We start from the raw sequence: 18,725 nt of genomic DNA, 5'->3' as shown, positions 1-18,725 counted from the left end.
CCGGGACGGGCGCCGCGCGCCCGCCCCGCCCCGACCGCCGCATCAATCGCAGCAGGAGGCATCTTTTGACTTACCTCATCGACCGTCGTTTGCAGGGCAAGAACAAGTCCGCCGTCAACCGCGAGCGGTTCCTACGCCGTTACAAGGCCCAGATCAAGGACGCCGTCGGGCGCGCCATCAAGGGCCGTTCCATCACCGACATCGAGAACGGTGAGAAAGTCTCCATCCCCGTCAAGGACGTGGGCGAGCCGTCGTTCGGCCACGCCCATGGCGGCGTGTGGGAAACCATCAACCCCGGCAACGAGGAATACCAGAAGGGCGACCTGATCAACCGGCCCAAGGGCGGCGGCGGGGCCGGGCGCGGCAAGGCCGGCAACAGCGACCAGCTGACCGAGGATGATTTCATCTTCGAACTGTCGCGCGAAGAATTCATGAACTACTTCTTCGAGGACCTGGAACTGCCGCACATGGTCAAGACCCAGCTGGCGGCCACCACGGAATTCAAGAACCAGCGGGCCGGCTACACGGTGTCGGGCACGCCGTCCAACATCCACGTGCTGCGTTCGCTGCGCGGCGCGCTGGGCCGGCGCATCGCCGTGGGCGGCTCGTCGCGCAAGCGGTTGATCGAGGCCGAGCGCGAACTCGAGGAATTGCTGCTGGCCGGCGCCCCGCTGGAAGACCCGCAAGTGGTGGAGCTGAAGAAACTGATCCACCACCTGCACACGCGGCTGCTGGCCATCCCCTACATCGACCCGTTCGACCTGCGCTACAGCAACCGCATCAAGGTGCCCAAGCCCATGACCCAGGCCGTGATGTTCTGCATCATGGACGTGTCGGGCTCCATGGACGAGACGCGCAAGGACACGGCCAAGCGCTTCTTCATCCTGCTCTACCTGTTCCTCAAGCGGGTCTACGACAAGATCGACGTGGTCTTCATCCGCCACCACACGGCCGCGGCCGAGGTGGACGAGGATGAGTTCTTCCACTCGCGCGAGTCGGGCGGCACGGTGGTGTCGTCGGCCCTGCACCTGCTCAACAAGATCATCGACGAGCGCTACGGCGGCGGCCAGTGGAACAGCTACGTGGCCCAGGCGTCCGACGGCGACAACTGGGACAACGATTCCGTACTGTGCCGCCAGCTGCTGATCAACACCATCATGCCCAAGGTGCAGTACTACACCTATGTCGAGATCACGGACGGCCCGCCGCAGAACCTGTGGGAGCAGTACGCCCAGGTGCCCGACCACCACCCCAACTTCGCCATGCAGAAAATCGTCACGCCGGCCGACATCTACCCGGTGTTCCGTGAACTCTTCAAGAAGCAGCCGAAATAATGAACCAGATGCTCAAAAAGCCGCGCCATCCGAACGCCCTGCCCGAGCAATCGGAATGGACGTTCGACCTGATCGAGCAGGCGCACGAGGAAATCCGCCGGGTGGCCGAGAATTTCGGGCTGGACACCTATCCCAACCAGCTGGAGATCATCACGGCCGAGCAGATGATGGACGCCTACACGTCCGTCGGCATGCCCGTGTCCTACAACCATTGGTCGTTCGGCAAGCACTTCCTGGCCACGGAGAAGGGCTACAAGCGCGGGCAGATGGGGCTGGCGTACGAGATCGTCATCAACTCCAACCCGTGCATCGCCTATTTAATGGAGGAGAACAGCCTGACCATGCAGGCGCTGGTGATCGCGCACGCGGCCTACGGCCACAACTCTTTCTTCAAGGGCAACTATCTGTTCCGCACCTGGACCGACGCCGAGGCCATCGTCGACTACATGGTGTTCGCCAAGAACTACATCGCCGAGTGCGAGCAGCGCCACGGCATCGACGCCGTGGAATTGCTGCTCGATTCCTGCCACGCGATCCAGAATTACGGCGTGGACCGCTACAAGCGCCCGGCCAAGCTGTCCATGGCCCAGGAGTACGCGCGCCAGAAGGAGCGCGAAGCCTATGTGCAGTCGCAGATCAACGAGTTGTGGCGCACCGTGCCGCGGCGCGAGGAGGAGGAGGTGGACCGGACGGTGCGGCGCTTCCCGCCCGAGCCCGAGGAGAACCTGCTGTACTTCATCGAGAAGTACGCGCCGCTGCTGGAGCCGTGGCAGCGCGAGATGGTGCGCATCGTGCGCAAGATCTCCCAGTATTTCTACCCGCAGCGCCAGACCCAGGTCATGAACGAGGGCTGGGCCACGTTCTGGCACTACACCATCCTCAACCAGCTGTACGACGAGGGCGTGGTCGGCGACGGCTTCATGATGGAGTTCCTCAAGAGCCATACCAACGTGGTCTACCAGCCGCCCGTCAACAGCCCTTATTACAGCGGCATCAACCCGTACGCGCTCGGCTTCGCCATGATGACGGACATCCGCCGCATCTGCGAACACCCGACGGCCGAGGACAAGGAATGGTTCCCCGACATCGCCGGCAGCGACTGGCGCAAGACGCTGGACTTCGCGATGCGCAATTTCAAGGATGAGAGCTTCATCGCCCAGTATTTGTCGCCCAAGCTGATCCGCGAGTTCCACTTCTTCGCCGTGCTCGACGACGACAACAACGAGAAGCTGGCCGTGTCGGCCATCCACGACGAGCTCGGCTACCGCTACGTGCGCCAGCAACTGGCCGAGCAGTACAACCTGGGCAACCGCGAGCCCAATATCCAGGTGTGGTCCGTCAACACCCGCGATGATCGCGCCCTCACCCTGCGCCACACGCAGTTCCAGCGCCGGCCCCTGAACCAGCAGGCCAACGAGGTGCTCAAGCACGTCGCCCGCCTGTGGGGTTTCGACGTGCACCTGGAGACGGTGGCCCCGAACGGCGAGGTGGTCAGCTCGCTCGAAGTCAAGCGCGAAAAACGGGCTCGTAACAGCTGAGCCCGGCGGCCTCCCGTCCCGTCGCGGAGGCCGCGCTCCTCAACCCGGTTTGAATCGGCAATGCATGCTGCGGTGCGGAAGTCAAATTTTTTTTGACCTGTTTCTCATCATCCACGCAGAACAAGTTCCATCGAAGCAACAGAAAGCGCCAAATTTCGCATCGCGTAAATTTGAAATCGGCACACATAATTTCGCGTTTTGTGAATTTTAAAAACATAATAACGCTATCGATTATCTTGCATCAAAAACGTGCCGAAATTACTTGCTTTTTGTGCCAGAACGGTGCAGACGCACCGCAGCAGAGCACCGCCCACAGGGGCTAAGCGCATGAAATTTAACCGGTTTTAGGCTTGAAAATTCTATGTAAAATCAAGAATTCGTATGTATAATTCGCCGACGTCCCGGATGCGACTGTTGTTTTGTGTCGCCATTTTGGGGTTTGGTAGCAACAAAAAGAGTTGGTATTGGAGAAAGCAGGCATGAATTTCACGCACAACGAGAAAAGCGCCGGGAAGAACGTAACAGGCATCACCATCGTGGTTCTTCTGCACATCCTGGTCGCTTACGGGATCGTGTCAGGCTTGGGCAAACGGATGGTCAGCAAGATGATCGAGCCCGTTGAAACCAAGATTATCGAGGAAGTGAAACCTCCTCCACCGAAAGAGCTCCCACCGCCGCCCCCGCCGCCGGAAATGAAAGCGCCGCCGCCGCCTTTCATCCCGCCAGTTGAGGTGAACGTGCAGCAACCGCCACCGGTCCAGAACACGATCGCCAACGCGACCAACGTGAAGCCGGCGACGAACGAGCTGCAGAAGGCGCCTCCGGCCCCGCCGGCAGCCCCTCCTGGCCCGGCCAAGTCGGTGCACATTCCAGCAGTATACGATTTCAACGCTTGCGCAAAACCAGAATGGCCTAAGTCATCGCTGCGCAACGAAGAAACCGGTACGGTGACCCTGCAGTTCCTGGTCGGAACGGATGGTCACGTACTCGAATCCAAGATCCTGAAATCGAGTGGTTTCAGAGAACTGGACAAAGCAGCAGTGAAGGGTATTAGCCAATGCAAGTTCAAGCCAGGCATGACCGACGGCAAGCCAGAACAGTCGTGGACGCAAGTGCAATACGTTTGGACGCTGGAGTAAACCGGGACTCGCCAGTCTCACCGAAGTTCGTTGTTAACCTTATTTCAGCGATCTGATTATTTTATCAATTTGGAGGAAGCATGTTTAAGAATACCCGTTTGTCCGCTGTACTGGCCGCTGTGCTGTTTTCGGTGACCGCAGCTACCGCCCTGGTAAGCGCACCAGCCCTGGCTGAAGACGCACCAGCTTCGGCAGCCGCCTCGGCGCCAGCAGCGACGGATACGGCAGCAGCGCCCGCAGCGGATGCGGCAGCAGCAGCACCGGAAGCGTCCGCTCCAGCCGCCAAGGTCACCAAGGAAGAAGTGGAAAACCCATACGGCTTCGAAGCTGTCTGGAACGGCGGCTTCGTGTCGCGCGGCACCCTGATCATCCTGTCGCTGATGTCGATGGGCTCGTGGTACATCATCATCACCAAGCTGATCGACCAGATGAAGATCTTCAAGCAGTCGAAAGAAACCACGGCCAAGTTCTGGAAAGCGTCGTCGATCGCCGCCGGTTCGAGCGCGCTGACCGATGGCTCGCCGTTCCGTTTCATCGCTGAAACCGGCACCAAGGCCACCGCCCACCACGACGGCGCCCTGCTGGAACAAATCGACCTGTCGACCTGGGTCACCATGTCGATCCAGCGCGCCGTGGACAAAGTCCAGTCGCGTCTGCAAGACGGCCTGTCGTTCCTGGCCACCGTCGGTTCGACCGCACCGTTCATCGGTCTGTTCGGTACCGTGTGGGGTATCTACAATGCACTGATCGCCATCGGCATGTCCGGTAACGCCTCGATCGACAAAGTGGCGGGTCCTGTGGGTGAAGCACTGATCATGACCGCCTTCGGTCTGTTCGTCGCCGTTCCTGCCGTGCTGGGCTACAACTGGCTGGTGCGTCGCAACAAGTCGGCCATGGAAGACGTGCGTTCCTTCAGCGCCGACGTGCACTCGGTGCTGATCTCGGGCGCCATGTCCACCAGCGAAGCTGGCCGTGCCGCCGGCGCTAAAAAGATCGGGTAATCACCATGTCGATGTCCGTAGGCTCCGATAGCGGAGATGAAGATCAGGTCATGTCGGAAATCAACACGACGCCCCTCGTGGACATCATGTTGGTTCTGCTGATTATCTTCCTGATCACGAGCCCGGTTGTTCTGAAGCTGATCAAGATCAAGCTGCCGGAAGAAGCCAACCAGGTGATTCAGACCAAGCCGGAAGATGTCAACATCGTCGTGAGCAAGGATGGCGACATCTACTGGAATCAGAAGAAAATGAAGGACACGAATGAGTTGTTCGATTTTCTGAAGCTGGAAGCAGTCAAGCTGCCGCAGCCGGAAGTGCACGTACGTGGCGACCAGGAAACGCGCTACGAAGCGATCGGCAAGGTGATCTACACGACCCAGCGTGCTGGTATCCAGAAGGTCGGCTTCATCACCGAACCGCCTGATAAGGGTTAATGCCCTGCCCGCCCCGGACGGCAACATCGCGCCGGGGCGGATCCAGCCCCCTTCTTAAAAGGAAACACCATGAGTATGAATGTCGGTTCGGGCGGCGCCAAGGGCGCGGATCCGGAACCAATGATGGAAATGAATATGACGCCCCTCATCGACGTGATGCTGGTGCTGATTATCATGATGATCATCACGATTCCTAAGGCTAACCACTCGGTGAACTTGAACATGCCGGTCGGCACCCCGCCGCCGCCGACCAAGGAACCGGTCGTGGTCACCATCGACGTGGACTTCGACGGTACGATTCTGTGGGACAATGCGGTCATTCCGGACCGTCACTCCCTGGAAGCGAAACTGATGGATGTGGCGGCGCAAGCCGACCAGCCGGAAGTGCACCTGCGGCCCAACAAGCTGGTGTCGTACAAGGTTGTGGCAGGCGTGATGGCTTCGGCCCAGCGTCTGGGCGTGACCAAGATTGGCCTGGTCGGCAACGAACAGTTCCAGTAAGAAGTTGTTTCAAAATGACCATGGCGAGGCGTGGCGCCGAAGACAGTGCGCCTGCACGGCAAGGCGCCACAACGAAGCCATGGGCTTTTTGAAATGACTTCAGCAGTACGTCCCTTTACACGAACGATAGGCAGGATTATCCTGCCTATTTTCGCATTTTGAAGAAAGATTTCTCCCCATGACCAAGTTTCGTCTCGCTCATCTCGGCCTGGTAATGGCCGCTATCGGTTTCACCGCAGCCGCCCCCATCGTTGGCCTGAGCCCGGTCGCCTACGCGGCCGACACGGTGCGCGCGGAAATCGGCAAGCCCCTGCTGGAAGCGCAGAAACTGGCACAGGCAGGCAAGAACAAGGAAGCGCTGGCCAAGCTGAAAGAGGCCGACGCCGTGGGCGGCAAGACCCCCAACGAAATCTACATGATCGAGCGCACCCGCGCCTCGGCCGCGGCCGCCGCCGGCGACAACGACGCCGCCGCCAAGGCCTTCGAGGCCGTGATCAATTCCGGCAAGCTGTCCGCCGCCGAAGCCCCCAAATTCACCCAGGCCCTGGCCGGCATCTACTACCGCGCCAAGGACTACCCGAAAGCCATCATCTGGATCCAGCGCTCGCTCAAAGACAGCGACAATCCACAGATGCGCGAACTGCTGGTGCAGACCTACTACATCAGCGGCAAATACGCGGAAGCGGCCAAGGAACTGCAATCGTCGCACGCCAACAGCGAGTCGTCGCTGCAGATGCTGGCCAACATCCAGCTGAAACAGAACGACAAGGCCGGCTACGTGCAGACCCTGGAGAAACTGGCCGGCTCCTATCCGAAGACCAGCTACTGGGCCGACCTGCTGAACCGCGTGTCGGGCAAGCCCGGCTTCTCGGGCACCCTGTCGCTGGACGTGCTGCGCCTGCGCCTGGCCAACGGCCTGCTGGCCAAGCCGGGCGAATACATGGAGATGAGCCAGCTGGCCCTGCAGGCCGGCAATCCGGCTGAGGCGCTGAAGGTGATCGACCAGGGCTACAAGAAGGGCGTGCTGGGTGTCGGCTCCGATGCGCCCCGCCACCAGCGTCTGAAGGACCTGGCCGTGAAGACGGCCGCCGACAGCGAGAAGACGGCGGCGGCGCAGGAAGCGGAACTGACCAAGAACAAGGATGCCGATGGCCTGAGCAACCTGGGCTTCGGCATGGTCACCGCCGGCAAGGTCGACAAGGGTCTGGAGCTGATGACCAAGGCGGCCAAGATGGACGACGCCAAGCACCCTGAGGAACTGAAGCTGCACCTGGGCATCGCCCAGGCCCAGGCCGGCAAGAAGCCTGCCGCCCTGGCCACGCTGAAGACGGTCAAGGGCACGGACGGCGCCGCCGACCTGGCCCGTTACTGGATGCTGCAGATCAACCACCCGATGTAAGGTGAACCAGACGGGCTCCGGCCCGTTTTCGATCTGATCCTCTAAAAAGCGCGGTTGATCCGCGCTTTTTGCGTTTACAGGGCCCGAAATCGCCCCCCCGGCACCCCCGGCGGCTGTGCTTAGTCCAAACAGTCCGTATAATCCCCCTTTTGGCGACAGTTTTTCCTCACATCCCATGAAGGTATTTCGCGGTCTCCCCAATGCGGCGGCGCGCGCGCCATGCGCGTTGACCATCGGCAATTTCGACGGTGTCCACCGTGGCCACCAGGCCCTGCTGGCGCACGTGCGCGCCGCGGCCGACCAGCTCGGCCTCGAAGCGGCCGTGATGACGTTCGAACCCCACCCGCGCGAATTCTTCGCCCACAAGGCCGGCGACCTGTCCAAGGCCCCGCCGCGCATCGCCAACCTACGCGACAAGCTGCAATCGCTGGACAACAACGGCATCGACCGCGTCATCGTCGAGCACTTCTCGGAGCACTTCGCGGCCCTCACGCCGCAGGAATTCACGGAACGGGTGCTGGTCGAAGGCTTGCACGTGAAGTGGCTGATGGTGGGCGACGACTTCTGCTACGGCGCCCGGCGCGCCGGCAACGTCGCCATGCTGCAGGAGGCCGGCCGCCACTACGGCTTCCAGGTCGAGACCCTGCCCACCGTGATGAACGGCGAGACCCGCATCTCGTCCTCGGCCGTGCGGGCCGCCCTGCACGCGGGCGACTTCGCGCACGCCGAGCAGTTGCTGGGCCACCCGTACGCCATCTCCGGCCACGTGATCCATGGCCAGAAACTGGGCCGCACGCTGGGCTTCCCCACCCTCAACCTGCGCGTGCCGCACCGGCCCGCGCTGGGCGGCATCTTCATCGTCCAGGTGCACGGCCTGGCCGACGGGCCGCTGCCGGCCGTGGCCAGCCTGGGGGTGCGCCCCACGGTGGAGGACAGCGGCCGCGTGCTGCTGGAAGTGCACGTGTTCGACTTCAACCAGTCCTGCTACGGCCGCCAGGTGCGGGTGGAATTCCTGCACAAGCTGCGCGACGAGGAAAAATACGTGGACCTGCCCACGCTGACGGCCGCCATCGAGCGCGACTCGGAGCAGGCGCGCGCGTATTTCCGCCTGCGCGCCGGCGCCAGCAATGGGGCCACCGGGGCCACCGACCGAATTTGAGTGCGCAACGCGAAGCCAAACGCGCCGGCACACTCCCAAGCAAATACGATAGACGTCACCTAGAAGATAAACATGTCCGATAACAAACCAGCCAATCCGAAACAAGACAAGCAAGGCAAGAAGCCCGAGAGCAAATACCCGGTCAACATGACCGAAACCCCCTTCCCCATGCGCGGCGACATGGCCAAGCGCGAGCCGCAATGGGTCAAGGAATGGCAGGACAAGAAGATTTACCAGCGCATCCGCAAGGCGGCCGCCGGCCGTCCCAAGTTCGTGCTGCACGACGGCCCGCCGTACGCCAACGGCGACATCCACATCGGCCACGCCGTCAACAAGATCCTGAAGGACATGGTGGTCAAGTCGCGCACCCTGGCCGGCTACGACGCGCCCTACGTGCCGGGCTGGGATTGCCACGGCATGCCGATCGAGATCCAGATCGAAAAACTGTACGGCAAGAACCTGCCCACGGCCGACGTGCTGACCAAGGCCCGCGCCTACGCCCACGAGCAGGTCGAGCGCCAGCGCAAGGACTTCATCCGCCTCGGCGTGCTGGGCGAGTGGGAGAACCCGTACCTGACCATGAACTACTCGAACGAGGCCGACGAGCTGCGCGCCCTGGGCCAGCTGCTCGACAAGGGCTTCGTCTACCGCGGCCTGAAACCGGTCAACTGGTGCTTCGATTGCGGCTCGGCCCTGGCCGAGGCGGAAGTGGAATACGCCGACAAGCGCGACCCGGCCATCGACGTCGGCTTCAAGTTCGCCGAGCATGACAAGCTGGCGGCCGCCTTCGGCCTCGACCAGCTGCCGACCGAGAACGGCTACATCGTGATCTGGACCACCACCCCGTGGACCATCCCGTCCAACCAGGCGCTGAACGTGCACGCCGAGGTCAAGTACGCGCTGGTGGAAACCGTGCGCGACGGCCAGCCGCTGCTGCTGATCCTGGCCCAGGACCTGGCCGTGTCGTGCCTGGCCCGCTACAAGCTCGAAGGCACCACCATCGCCACCTGCGACGGCCAGGCCCTGGCCGGCATCGGCTTCCGCCACCCGCTGGCCGCGCGCGACGCGTTCTACGACCGCCTGTCGCCGATGTACATCGCCGACTACGTGACCACCGAGAGCGGCACCGGCGTGGTGCACTCGGCGCCCGCCTATGGCCTGGACGACTTCATCTCCTGCAAGGCGCACGGCATGAAGGACGACGCCATCCTGACCCCGGTGCTGGGCGACGGCAAGTACGCCGAATCGCTGCCCCTGTTCGGCGGCATGACGATCTGGGAGGCGTCCAAGCCGATCTGCGCGGCCCTGAAGGAGGAAGGCGCGCTGTTCGAAGTGAAGATGTTCGACCACAGCTACATGCACTGCTGGCGCCACAAGACCCCCATCATCTACCGCGCCACCTCGCAGTGGTTCGCCGGCATGGACGTCCATCCCAAGGATGGCGGCCCGACGCTGCGCCAGACGGCCCTCAAGGGCATCGACGCGACCAAGTTCTTCCCCGACTGGGGCCAGGCGCGCCTGCACGGCATGATCGCCAACCGTCCCGACTGGACCCTGTCGCGCCAGCGCCAGTGGGGCGTGCCGATGGCCTTCGTGGTGCACAAGGAGACGGGCGAGCTGCATCCGCGCACGCCGGAGCTGCTGGAACAGGTGGCGCAGCTGATCGAAAAGAGCGGCATCGACGCCTGGCTCAAGCTGGACCTGAAGGACCTGATCGGCGACGAGGCGGCCCACTACGACAAGAACAAGGACACGCTGGACGTGTGGTTCGACTCGGGCACCACGCACCAGACCGTGCTGCGCGGCTCGCACAAGGAGCAGTCGCACTTCCCGGCCGACCTGTACCTGGAAGGCTCGGACCAGCACCGCGGCTGGTTCCACTCGTCGCTGCTGACGTCGTCCATGCTGAACGGCGTGCCGCCGTACAAGGCCCTGCTCACGCACGGCTTCGTGGTCGACGGCGAAGGCAAGAAGATGTCCAAGTCGGTCGGCAACACCGTCTCGCCGCAGGACGTGTCCAACAAGCTGGGCGCCGACATCCTGCGCCTGTGGGTGGCCGCCACCGACTACACGGGCGAGCTGTCGATCTCCGACGAGATCCTCAAGCGCGTGACCGAATCGTACCGCCGCATCCGCAACACGCTGCGCTTCCTGCTGGCCAACACCTCCGACTTCGACCCGGCGCAGCACGCCGTGCCGGTGGCCGAGCTGCTGGAGATCGACCGCTACGCGATCGCCAACATGGGCGCGCTGCAGGCGCAGATCACGCAGCACTATGAGCAGTTCGAGTTCCACCCCGTGGTGGCCAAGCTGCAGAACTTCTGCTCGGAGGACCTGGGCGGCTTCTACCTCGACATCCTCAAGGACCGCCTGTACACGTCCGGCCTGACCTCGCCGGCGCGCCGCTCGGCGCAGACGGCGCTGTGGCACATCACGCAAAGCCTGCTGCGCCTGATGGCGCCGGCCCTGTCGTTCACGGCCGAGGAAGCATGGGCCATCTTCGCCGGCCCGGCCTCGTTCCAGGCCAGCGACGAGACCATCTTCACCCAGACCTGGTGGCAGCTGCCGGAACTGGCCGACGGCCCGGCCCTGCTGGCCAAGTACGACGCGCTGCGCGCCGTGCGCGCCGACGTCACCAAGCAGCTGGAGGACCTGCGCACCTCGGGCGCCATCGGCTCGTCGCTGCAGGCGGAGCTGAACATCAAGGCGGCCGGCGACAAGTACGCGCTGCTGGCCAGCCTGGACGACGACCTCAAGTTCGTGTTCATCACCTCGCAGGCCAAGGTGGCCGAGGTGGCCGACGCGGCCCAGGAGACGGTCGAAGTGGCCGCATCGACCGCCGACAAGTGCGAGCGCTGCTGGCACTACCGGGCCGACGTGGGCAGCCACGCCGACCACCCGACCCTGTGCGGCCGCTGCCACAGCAACCTGTTCGGCGCAGGCGAGCGCCGCAAGTTCGCCTAACTCTGTACCATGCCTGCCTCCGCCGCCGCGCCGGCCAGCATCCCCCCGGGATGCCGGACCCGGCGCGGCGGCGGCCACGAAACCAACCAACATTCCATGGCCACCAACAAATCCCGCTTTTCCGCCAAATCCTCCTCCAGCATCACGCCATGGCTCGGCATCGCCGCCATCGTGATCCTGCTCGACCAGCTGTCCAAGATCACCATCACCAAGCTGTTCACGCTCGGTGAGGAAAAAGTCGTCACCTCCTTCTTCAACCTGGTGCTGGCCTACAATCCCGGTGCCGCGTTCAGCTTCCTGCGCGACGCGGGCGGCTGGCAGCGCTACTTCTTCACCGCCCTCGCCCTCGGCGCGGCGGCCTACATCATCTACCTGCTCAAGAAGCATGGCGGCCAGCGCCTGTTCTGCTGGGCCCTGGCCCTGATCCTGGGCGGCGCCATCGGCAATGTGATCGACCGCCTGCTGTACGGCCACGTGATCGACTTCCTCGACTTCCACCACAAGGCATTCGGCCACTTCCCGGCGTTCAACCTCGCCGATTCGGCCATCTGCCTGGGCGCCGGCCTGTTCATCCTCGATGAACTGCGCCGCGTGAACCGCTAACTCCGGAGCACCAGCATGGACCTCACTGGTAAGAAAATCGTCCTCGGCCTGTCCGGCGGCGTGGCCTGCTACAAGGCGGCCGAATTGTGCCGCCTGCTCACCGGCCAGGGCGCCAGCGTGCAGGTGGTGATGACGGACGCCGCCGCCCACTTCATCACGCCCGTCACCATGCAGGCCCTGTCGGGCCAGCCCGTGTACTCCAGCCAGTGGGATCCCCGGGTGGACAACAACATGGCCCACATCGACGTCACGCGCGGCGCCGACGCCATCCTGGTCGCGCCCTGCTCGGCCGACTTCATGGCCAAGCTGGCCCACGGCGCGTGCGACGACCTGCTCTCGACCATGTGCCTGGCCCGTCCGCGCCAGTTGCCGCTGCTGATCGCGCCGGCCATGAACGTGGAGATGTGGCAGAACCCCGCCACCCAGCGCAACGCGGCCCTGCTGCGCGAGGACGGCATCGTCATCTTCGGCCCCGGCGCCGGCGAGCAGGCCTGCGGCGAAGTGGGCCTGGGCCGCATGCTGGAACCGCAGCAGCTGCTGGAGGAGGTGATCGCCGCCTTCCAGCCCAAGACCATGGCCGGCAAACGCATCCTGGTCACGGCCGGCCCCACCTTCGAGGCCATCGACCCGGTGCGCGGCATCACCAATCTGTCGTCGGGCAAAATGGGCTACGCGGTCGCGCGCGCGGCGCGCGAAGCGGGCGCCGAGGTGCTGCTGATCTCCGGCCCCACCGCCCTGCCCACGCCCTACGGCGTGCAGCGCATCAACGTGCAGAGCGCGCAGCAGATGCACGACGCCGTGATGGCGGCCGTGGAAGGCCAGCACGTGTTCGTGGCCGTGGCGGCCGTGGCCGACTGGCGCGTGGCCAACAGCAGCGCCCAGAAAATGAAGAAGAAGGGCGACGGCTCCGTGCCCGAACTCAAATTCGAGCAGAACCCGGACATCCTGGCCACCGTGGCCGCCCGCACCTCGCTGGCCGGCCATCCGTACTGCGTGGGCTTCGCGGCCGAATCGGAGAACCTGCTCGAATACGGCGCCGTCAAGCGCGAGAAGAAAGGCATCCCGCTGCTGGTGGGGAACATCGGCCACCACACCTTCGGCCAGGACGACAACACCATCATCCTGTTCGACGAGAACGGCCACACCATCCTGCCGCGCGCCGACAAGCTCACGCTGGCGCGTCAGCTGGTGTGCGAGATCTCGAAACGGATCGACAAGTACTCGCTGTTCCAGTGACGCTTGCGCGGCCCGATAGTCCGCACCGCCCGAACCATCCGAACCACCCGAAACACTGAAACCGCAACAATGAAAAACATCGACGTCAAGATCCTCGACCCGCGCATGAAGGACATGCTGCCCGCCTACGCCACGCCCGGCAGCGCCGGCCTGGACCTGCGCGCCTGCATCGACGCCCCCATCACCATCGAGGCCGGCCAGACCGTGCTCATTCCCACCGGCCTGGCGATCCACGTGGCCGATCCCGGCTACGCCGCCATGATCCTGCCGCGCAGCGGCATGGGCCACAAGAACGGCATCGTGCTGGGGAATCTGGTAGGCTTGATCGATTCCGACTACCAGGGCCAGCTGATGGTATCGACCTGGAACCGCGGCCACGCCGCCTTCACGCTGCAGCCGATGGAGCGCCTGGCGCAGCTGATCATCGTGCCGGTCCTGCAGGTTGGATTTAACATCGTCGACGATTTCGACGCCAGCGAACGCGGTGCCGGCGGTTTCGGCAGCACCGGCAAACACTAAGGACAGACCATGCCCCACACCGACCTGCAGCCAGGCGCGCCGCGCCGCCACCCCGCAACGCCATGGGCCGCCATGACGGCGGCGTTGCTGCTGTCGGCGTGTTCGGCCTTCAAGACGGCGCCGCAAGCGCCCGCGCCCACCGCGCCGCGCGCCGCGCCGGCGCCGGAGCCGGTGGTGGTCACGGCCCGCATGCTGGAAGCGCGCGACATGGTGAGCGGCATGGTGGCCACCCAGGAGCGGCTGTACCAGATCGTGGCGCCGCTGCTGATCAACAATGCGGACTTGTGCCGCACCCATGCCCATGCGCTGCTCGGCTTCACGGCCAAGAACAAGTATTCGTATCCGGGCGAGTACGCGGACGCGGCCCAGGCCGCGCTGGGTTACGGCGAACAGCTGCAGGTGTCGGGCGTGCTGCCCGGCAGCGGCGCCGCCCGCGCCGGCCTGCGCAAGGGCGACGAGCTGGTGTCGGTGGAGGCGCAGCCGCTGCCCACCGGTCCCAACGCCGAAACCCAGGCCGCGCGCATCCTCGGCCCGCTGGTGGGGCGCCATTCCGCGCTCAGCATCACCGTGCGCCGCGGCAGCGCCGTGCGCGCCATCACCGTGCCCGTCACGCGCGCCTGCGCCTTCAAGGTCGACCTGGGCAACTCGGACAACATCAATTCCTATGCGGACGGCCAGCGCGTGCTGATCACGCGCGGCATGGTCAACTTCGCCCAGAGCGACGAGGCGATCGCCTTCGTGCTGGCCAAGGACATCGCCCACAACGTGCTGGGCCACGCCAACACCACGCGCCAGGCCTACACCGTGGGCAGCATGATCGACAATCTGGTGGCCGTGCGGCCCGACACCTCGCTGCTGATCGGCAGCGCCGGCATCAAGCCCGTGCCGCAGGAACTGGACGCGGCGGCCGACTACCTGGCCCTGTACCTGCTGGCCCGCGCCGGCTACAACATCGAACACGCGCACGCGTTCTGGCAGCGCCTGGCCGGCCAGTACCCGCCCACGGTGCTGAACGGCTACACGGCGATCCATCCCGCCACCAGCTACCGGCTCGGCGTGATCGACAAGACCGTGGCCGAGATCAAGGCCAAGCAGGCCGCCCGCAAGCCGCTGCTGCCGTAAGCCGGCACACCGCCATGCGCGCCCTGCTCCTGTCCTTGCTGCTGCTCTGCTGCGGCATGGCGCAGGCGGCGGGGAAATCCCCATCCCATCACCGCACGCACTGGAGCCGCGTGGGCTGGGCCGAAGGCGCCACGCTGTACCTGGACCGGGCCGGCGTCGTGCGCGTGGAACAGGGCCGGCGCGCCTGGACGTTGCGCAGTTTCCGCCATCCCCAGAGCACGCCCGGCGGCAAGCCGTTCCGCTCCATCAAGGCGCAGCACGTGTATGCGTGCGGCGCGCGCACCGCCATCCTGCGGGCGCAGATCTACTATCCCGAGCCGATGGGGCGCGGCGAGCCGGTCGAGAACTATCGGTTCGAGGAATTCAGCCCGGAAGCGATCGCGCCCGGCAGCCCCTACGCGGCCGCGCTGGCCGCCGTGTGCCGGCGCCGCCGGTGAGCCGGCGCCAGGGAGCCGGCAGTCAGCTGAAGTTGGGGAAGTTGGGGAACACCGCGCCCATCACCCATGTGAGGGCGACGCAGAACAGCACGGCGATGATCAGCACGATCAGCAGGCGCCCGAACTTGGGATTGCCGTCGTCGTGGTTGTCGGGTTGGGTCATCAGGTCTTCCTGCAGGCTTTGGAGAGCCATAGTATAGTCGAATGCCTGCAGCCGCGAGGAGCCCACCGCCATGGACAGCATCGACCTTGAAGTATTGAAGACCTGCGCCGCCTGGATCGCCGCCGGGCGGCGCTGCGAACTGGTCACCGTGATCCGCACCTGGGGCTCCAGCCCGCGCCCCGTGGGCGCCATGCTGGCCATCGGCGAGGACGGCAGCGTGGTCGGTTCCGTCTCGGGCGGCTGCATCGAGGACGACCTGATCGCCCGCGCGCGTGGCGACGGCTTGCGGCGCGCCGCGCCGGCGCGGGTCAGCTACGGCATCAGCGCCGACGAGGCGCACCGCTTCGGCCTGCCCTGCGGCGGCACCATCGAACTGGCGATCGAACCGCTGTCGCTCCGCAGCCGCGTCGCCGAGCTGCTGGAACGGCTGGAGCGGCACGAGCTGGTCGAACGCCGGCTCGATATGGCCAGCGGCGCCGTCACGCTGGCGCCCGCGCCGCCGGGCGCCGTGATGCGGGCCGACGAACGTGAACTCGTCACACTGCACGGCCCCCGCTGGCGCCTGCTGATCATCGGCGCCGGCCAGTTGTCGCGCTTCCTGGCCCAGGTGGCCATGGCCATGGACTACCACGTGATCGTCTGCGATCCGCGCGAGGAATACCGCGCCGGCTGGAACGTGGACGGCGTGCGGCTGGTGCATGCCATGCCCGACGACCTGGTGCTGGAACTGAGGCTGGACCACCGCAGCGCCGTGGTGGCACTGACCCACGATCCCAAGCTGGACGACCTGGCCCTGATGGAGGCGCTCAAGTCCGACGCGTTCTACGTGGGCGCCATCGGCTCGCGCGTCAACAACGCCAAGCGGCGCGAACGGCTGCTGCAGTTCGACGTCACGCCGGCCCAGCTGGCGCGGCTGCACGGTCCCATCGGCCTGTACATCGGCAGCAAGACGCCGGCCGAAATCGCCATCTCCATCCTGGCCCAGATGACGGCCATCAAGAACGGCGTGCCGGCCGCGCTGCAGGTCGGCCACGCGGCCACGCCGGAAGCGCCGGGCAGCCAGGCCTGCGTGGCCTGAGCAATTCGAAAGCAAGAAGCGGGTGGCGTGCGCGCCGCCCATGAACGACAATCACGCCTTTTCCATGGGACGCCGTCCATGAGCACCGCCAACCTGTTCCGACTGATCCTGCTGGCCGCCATCTGGGGCGGCTCGTTCCTGTTCATGCGCATCGCCGCCCCCGTGCTGGGCGCCGCGCTGCTGATCCAGTACCGCGTGCTGTTCGCCGCCCTGTTCCTGGCGCTGGTGGCACTGGTGCTGCGCAAGCCGCTCGACCTGCGCCGGCACTGGAAGCACTACCTGGTCCTGGGTCTGTTCAATTCGGCCCTGCCCTTCCTGCTGTTCGCGTTCGCCGCGCGCACGCTGTCGGCCTCGCTGATGGCCGTGCTCAACGCCAGCACGCCGTTGTGGGGCGCCGTCATCGGCGCCGCCTGGTCGCGCCGCATGGTGTCGCCCACCGTGGCGGCGGGCCTGCTGCTGGGCGCGGCCGGCGTGGCGCTGCTGGTCAGCTTCGACCATGTGAGCGCCGGTCCCGGCGCCGGTCTGGCCATCGCGGCCGTGCTGTTCGCCTCCTGCAACTACGGCATCGCCAGCAACTACGCCAAGTCGGCCAAGGCGGCGCAATCGGTGCCGCCGTTCGCCAACGCCCACGGCAGCATGTGGGCCGCCACCCTGCTGGTGCTCCCCGTGCTGCCGTGGTTCCCGGCGCCGGCCGCGCCCACCATCGGCATCATGGGCGCCGTGCTGGCACTGGGCGTGTTGTGCAGCGGCGTGGCCTACCTGATCTACTACCGCCTGATCGACGACGTGGGGCCGGCCTCCGCGCTCACGGTGACCTTCCTCAGCCCCGTGTTCGGCATCCTGTGGGGCGTGCTGTTCCTGGGCGAGACCACGGGCTGGTACACCTGGACCGGCGCCGCCATCGTGCTGCTGGGGACCGCGCTGGTGACGGGCTTCCGCCCCAGTTTCGGCGCACCGCGCAAGGCCGGCGCCACATGACGCGCGCCGGATTCACACTGCCGCTGCCACCCGGCTACCGGCTCGACGACGTGCTGGCCTTCCACCGGCGCGACCCGGAGAGCGTGGCCGAACAGGCCGACGCCCGGCGCCTGCGCAAAGGCATGCTGCTCGACGGCGTGCCGGTGGTGCTCGACATCGCGCTCAATCTGGCGCCCGATATAGCAAACGACGGCGCAACCGGCCGGGCGACCGACCGGGCAAACCACCGGGCAAACGACGGTGCAAACGACGGTGCAAACGACGGCGCGCCATCGTCCGCCGACTGCACCATCGTGGCCGACGGCCCCTGCACGCCCGCCATCATTGCCTATGCGCGCGCCGCGGCCGAGGCCATGCTGGGCCTGCGTATCGATCCCCGGCCATTCACCGAGTTCACGGCCGGCGATCCCTTGTTCGGCCCCCTCACGCGCGCGCAGGCGGGCCTGCGCGTGGTGCAGTCGGCCACCATCTTCGAAGCGCTCACGTGGGCCATCATCGGCCAGCAGATCAACCTGCCGTTCGCGATCGCGCTGCGCCGCACCTTCATCCTGCAGGCGGGCCGCCAGCACAGCGGCGGCCTGTGGTGCTACCCGGACGCCACCAGCGCGGCCCGGCTGGATCCGGACACGCTCACGACGCGCAAGTTCTCGCGCGCCAAGGCCGAGACGGTGCTGCGCCTGGCGCGACTGGTGGCCGGCGGCGAACTGCGGCTGGCGCTGGGGCCGGACTATGGCATCGAGCAAGTCTCGGCTGCGCTGCTGGCCGTGAAAGGCATCGGTCCGTGGACCGTCAACTACGGCCTGCTGCGCGGCTATGGCTATGCCGACTGCTCGCTGCACGGCGACGTGGCCGTGCGCGCCGCCCTGCAGCACTTGCTGGGCGAGGCAGCCAAGCCCGATATGGCGCGCACCGAACAATTCCTGGCCCGCTACCGCCCCCACCGCACGATGGCCGCCGCCCACCTGTGGGCCAGCCTGCATCCGCGCGCGGACGGCGCGGGCGCGTCATCCGGCGCCTGAGGCGGCGCGCGGCGCGTCACTCGCCGGTCCACTGCCACGGCGCGCGCCGCCGGTGGATGACATGGCTGCGCGCCCGCTCGCACGGGGCGGGACGGCGCCCA

The 18,725-nt window shown here is 65.5% G+C and carries 18 protein-coding genes; 17 read left to right on the top strand and 1 reads right to left on the bottom strand.

The features are described from left to right. The first annotated feature begins 65 nt into the window (after positions 1-65). The 14 genes from AC1RQG_RS05685 (at position 66) to AC1RQG_RS05620 (ending at position 15,386) form a co-directional block, all read left to right on the top strand. Positions 66-1,334 (top strand): YeaH/YhbH family protein, encoded by a 1,269-nt coding sequence (locus AC1RQG_RS05685; RefSeq protein ID WP_493129163.1) that lies wholly within the window; start codon positions 66-68, stop codon positions 1,332-1,334. Continuing rightward, on the top strand, positions 1,334-2,872 hold the full coding sequence (locus tag AC1RQG_RS05680; RefSeq protein ID WP_493129161.1) for a SpoVR family protein: 1,539 nt from the start codon (positions 1,334-1,336) through the stop codon (positions 2,870-2,872). The genes AC1RQG_RS05685 and AC1RQG_RS05680 overlap by 1 nt, the downstream gene beginning before the upstream one ends. Positions 2,873-3,351: 479 nt before the next feature. Next, positions 3,352-4,011: an energy transducer TonB gene (locus AC1RQG_RS05675; protein ID WP_493129159.1), complete on the top strand. Its 660-nt coding sequence runs from the start codon at positions 3,352-3,354 to the stop codon at positions 4,009-4,011. Between the two features lie 80 nt (positions 4,012-4,091). Continuing rightward, complete coding sequence (locus AC1RQG_RS05670; protein WP_493129157.1) at positions 4,092-5,012, top strand: MotA/TolQ/ExbB proton channel family protein; 921 nt, start codon at positions 4,092-4,094, stop codon at positions 5,010-5,012. A 5-nt stretch (positions 5,013-5,017) separates the two neighbouring features. Further along, positions 5,018-5,446 (top strand): ExbD/TolR family protein, encoded by a 429-nt coding sequence (locus AC1RQG_RS05665; RefSeq protein ID WP_182152276.1) that lies wholly within the window; start codon positions 5,018-5,020, stop codon positions 5,444-5,446. Positions 5,447-5,515: 69 nt separating this feature from the next. Further along, positions 5,516-5,947: an ExbD/TolR family protein gene (locus AC1RQG_RS05660; protein ID WP_182163516.1), complete on the top strand. Its 432-nt coding sequence runs from the start codon at positions 5,516-5,518 to the stop codon at positions 5,945-5,947. A 214-nt stretch (positions 5,948-6,161) separates the two neighbouring features. Beyond that, positions 6,162-7,346: a tetratricopeptide repeat protein gene (locus AC1RQG_RS05655; protein ID WP_493129153.1), complete on the top strand. Its 1,185-nt coding sequence runs from the start codon at positions 6,162-6,164 to the stop codon at positions 7,344-7,346. A gap of 175 nt (positions 7,347-7,521) precedes the next feature. Further along, positions 7,522-8,505: a bifunctional riboflavin kinase/FAD synthetase gene (locus AC1RQG_RS05650; RefSeq protein ID WP_493129151.1), complete on the top strand. Its 984-nt coding sequence runs from the start codon at positions 7,522-7,524 to the stop codon at positions 8,503-8,505. Positions 8,506-8,577: 72 nt separating this feature from the next. After that, positions 8,578-11,469 carry an isoleucine--tRNA ligase gene (gene ileS, locus AC1RQG_RS05645; RefSeq protein ID WP_493129149.1) on the top strand — a complete coding sequence of 964 codons (2,892 nt, stop codon included), beginning with the start codon at positions 8,578-8,580 and terminating at the stop codon, positions 11,467-11,469. A 96-nt stretch (positions 11,470-11,565) separates the two neighbouring features. Beyond that, positions 11,566-12,072, top strand: a complete 507-nt coding sequence (gene lspA / locus AC1RQG_RS05640; RefSeq protein ID WP_493129147.1) for a signal peptidase II — start codon at positions 11,566-11,568, stop codon at positions 12,070-12,072. Between the two features lie 15 nt (positions 12,073-12,087). Beyond that, complete coding sequence (coaBC, locus tag AC1RQG_RS05635; RefSeq protein WP_493129144.1) at positions 12,088-13,308, top strand: bifunctional phosphopantothenoylcysteine decarboxylase/phosphopantothenate--cysteine ligase CoaBC; 1,221 nt, start codon at positions 12,088-12,090, stop codon at positions 13,306-13,308. A gap of 69 nt (positions 13,309-13,377) precedes the next feature. Next, positions 13,378-13,827: a dUTP diphosphatase gene (gene dut / locus AC1RQG_RS05630; RefSeq protein WP_493129142.1), complete on the top strand. Its 450-nt coding sequence runs from the start codon at positions 13,378-13,380 to the stop codon at positions 13,825-13,827. A 9-nt stretch (positions 13,828-13,836) separates the two neighbouring features. Then, positions 13,837-14,949, top strand: coding sequence for a M48 family metalloprotease (locus AC1RQG_RS05625; protein WP_493129140.1), 1,113 nt, complete (start codon positions 13,837-13,839; stop codon positions 14,947-14,949). Positions 14,950-14,963: 14 nt separating this feature from the next. Then, a complete protein-coding gene (locus AC1RQG_RS05620) occupies positions 14,964-15,386 on the top strand; it encodes a surface-adhesin E family protein (protein WP_493129138.1) in 423 nt (140 codons plus the stop codon). Positions 15,387-15,408: 22 nt separating this feature from the next. Here the strand turns inward: AC1RQG_RS05620 and AC1RQG_RS05615 are convergent, their stop codons facing one another. Then, on the bottom strand, positions 15,409-15,549 hold the full coding sequence (locus AC1RQG_RS05615) for a hypothetical protein (protein WP_493129136.1): 141 nt from the start codon (positions 15,547-15,549) through the stop codon (positions 15,409-15,411). 70 nt (positions 15,550-15,619) lie between these two features. Between AC1RQG_RS05615 and AC1RQG_RS05610 the strand changes: the two genes are divergently transcribed. The 3 genes from AC1RQG_RS05610 to AC1RQG_RS05600 all read left to right on the top strand — a co-directional run bounded on the left by AC1RQG_RS05610 (position 15,620) and on the right by AC1RQG_RS05600 (position 18,624). Further along, positions 15,620-16,627, top strand: coding sequence for an XdhC family protein (locus AC1RQG_RS05610; protein WP_493129134.1), 1,008 nt, complete (start codon positions 15,620-15,622; stop codon positions 16,625-16,627). 78 nt (positions 16,628-16,705) lie between these two features. Continuing rightward, complete coding sequence (locus AC1RQG_RS05605; RefSeq protein WP_493129132.1) at positions 16,706-17,605, top strand: DMT family transporter; 900 nt, start codon at positions 16,706-16,708, stop codon at positions 17,603-17,605. Then, positions 17,602-18,624, top strand: coding sequence for a DNA-3-methyladenine glycosylase family protein (locus AC1RQG_RS05600; RefSeq protein ID WP_493129130.1), 1,023 nt, complete (start codon positions 17,602-17,604; stop codon positions 18,622-18,624). The genes AC1RQG_RS05605 and AC1RQG_RS05600 overlap by 4 nt, the downstream gene beginning before the upstream one ends. Positions 18,625-18,725 lie beyond the last annotated feature (101 nt).

The sequence above is a fragment of the Rugamonas sp. GW822-FHT03B10 genome, from assembly GCF_058801745.1.
Note: the sequence above shows the minus strand (reverse complement) of the source record. Positions and strands in the feature narration are given on the sequence as shown.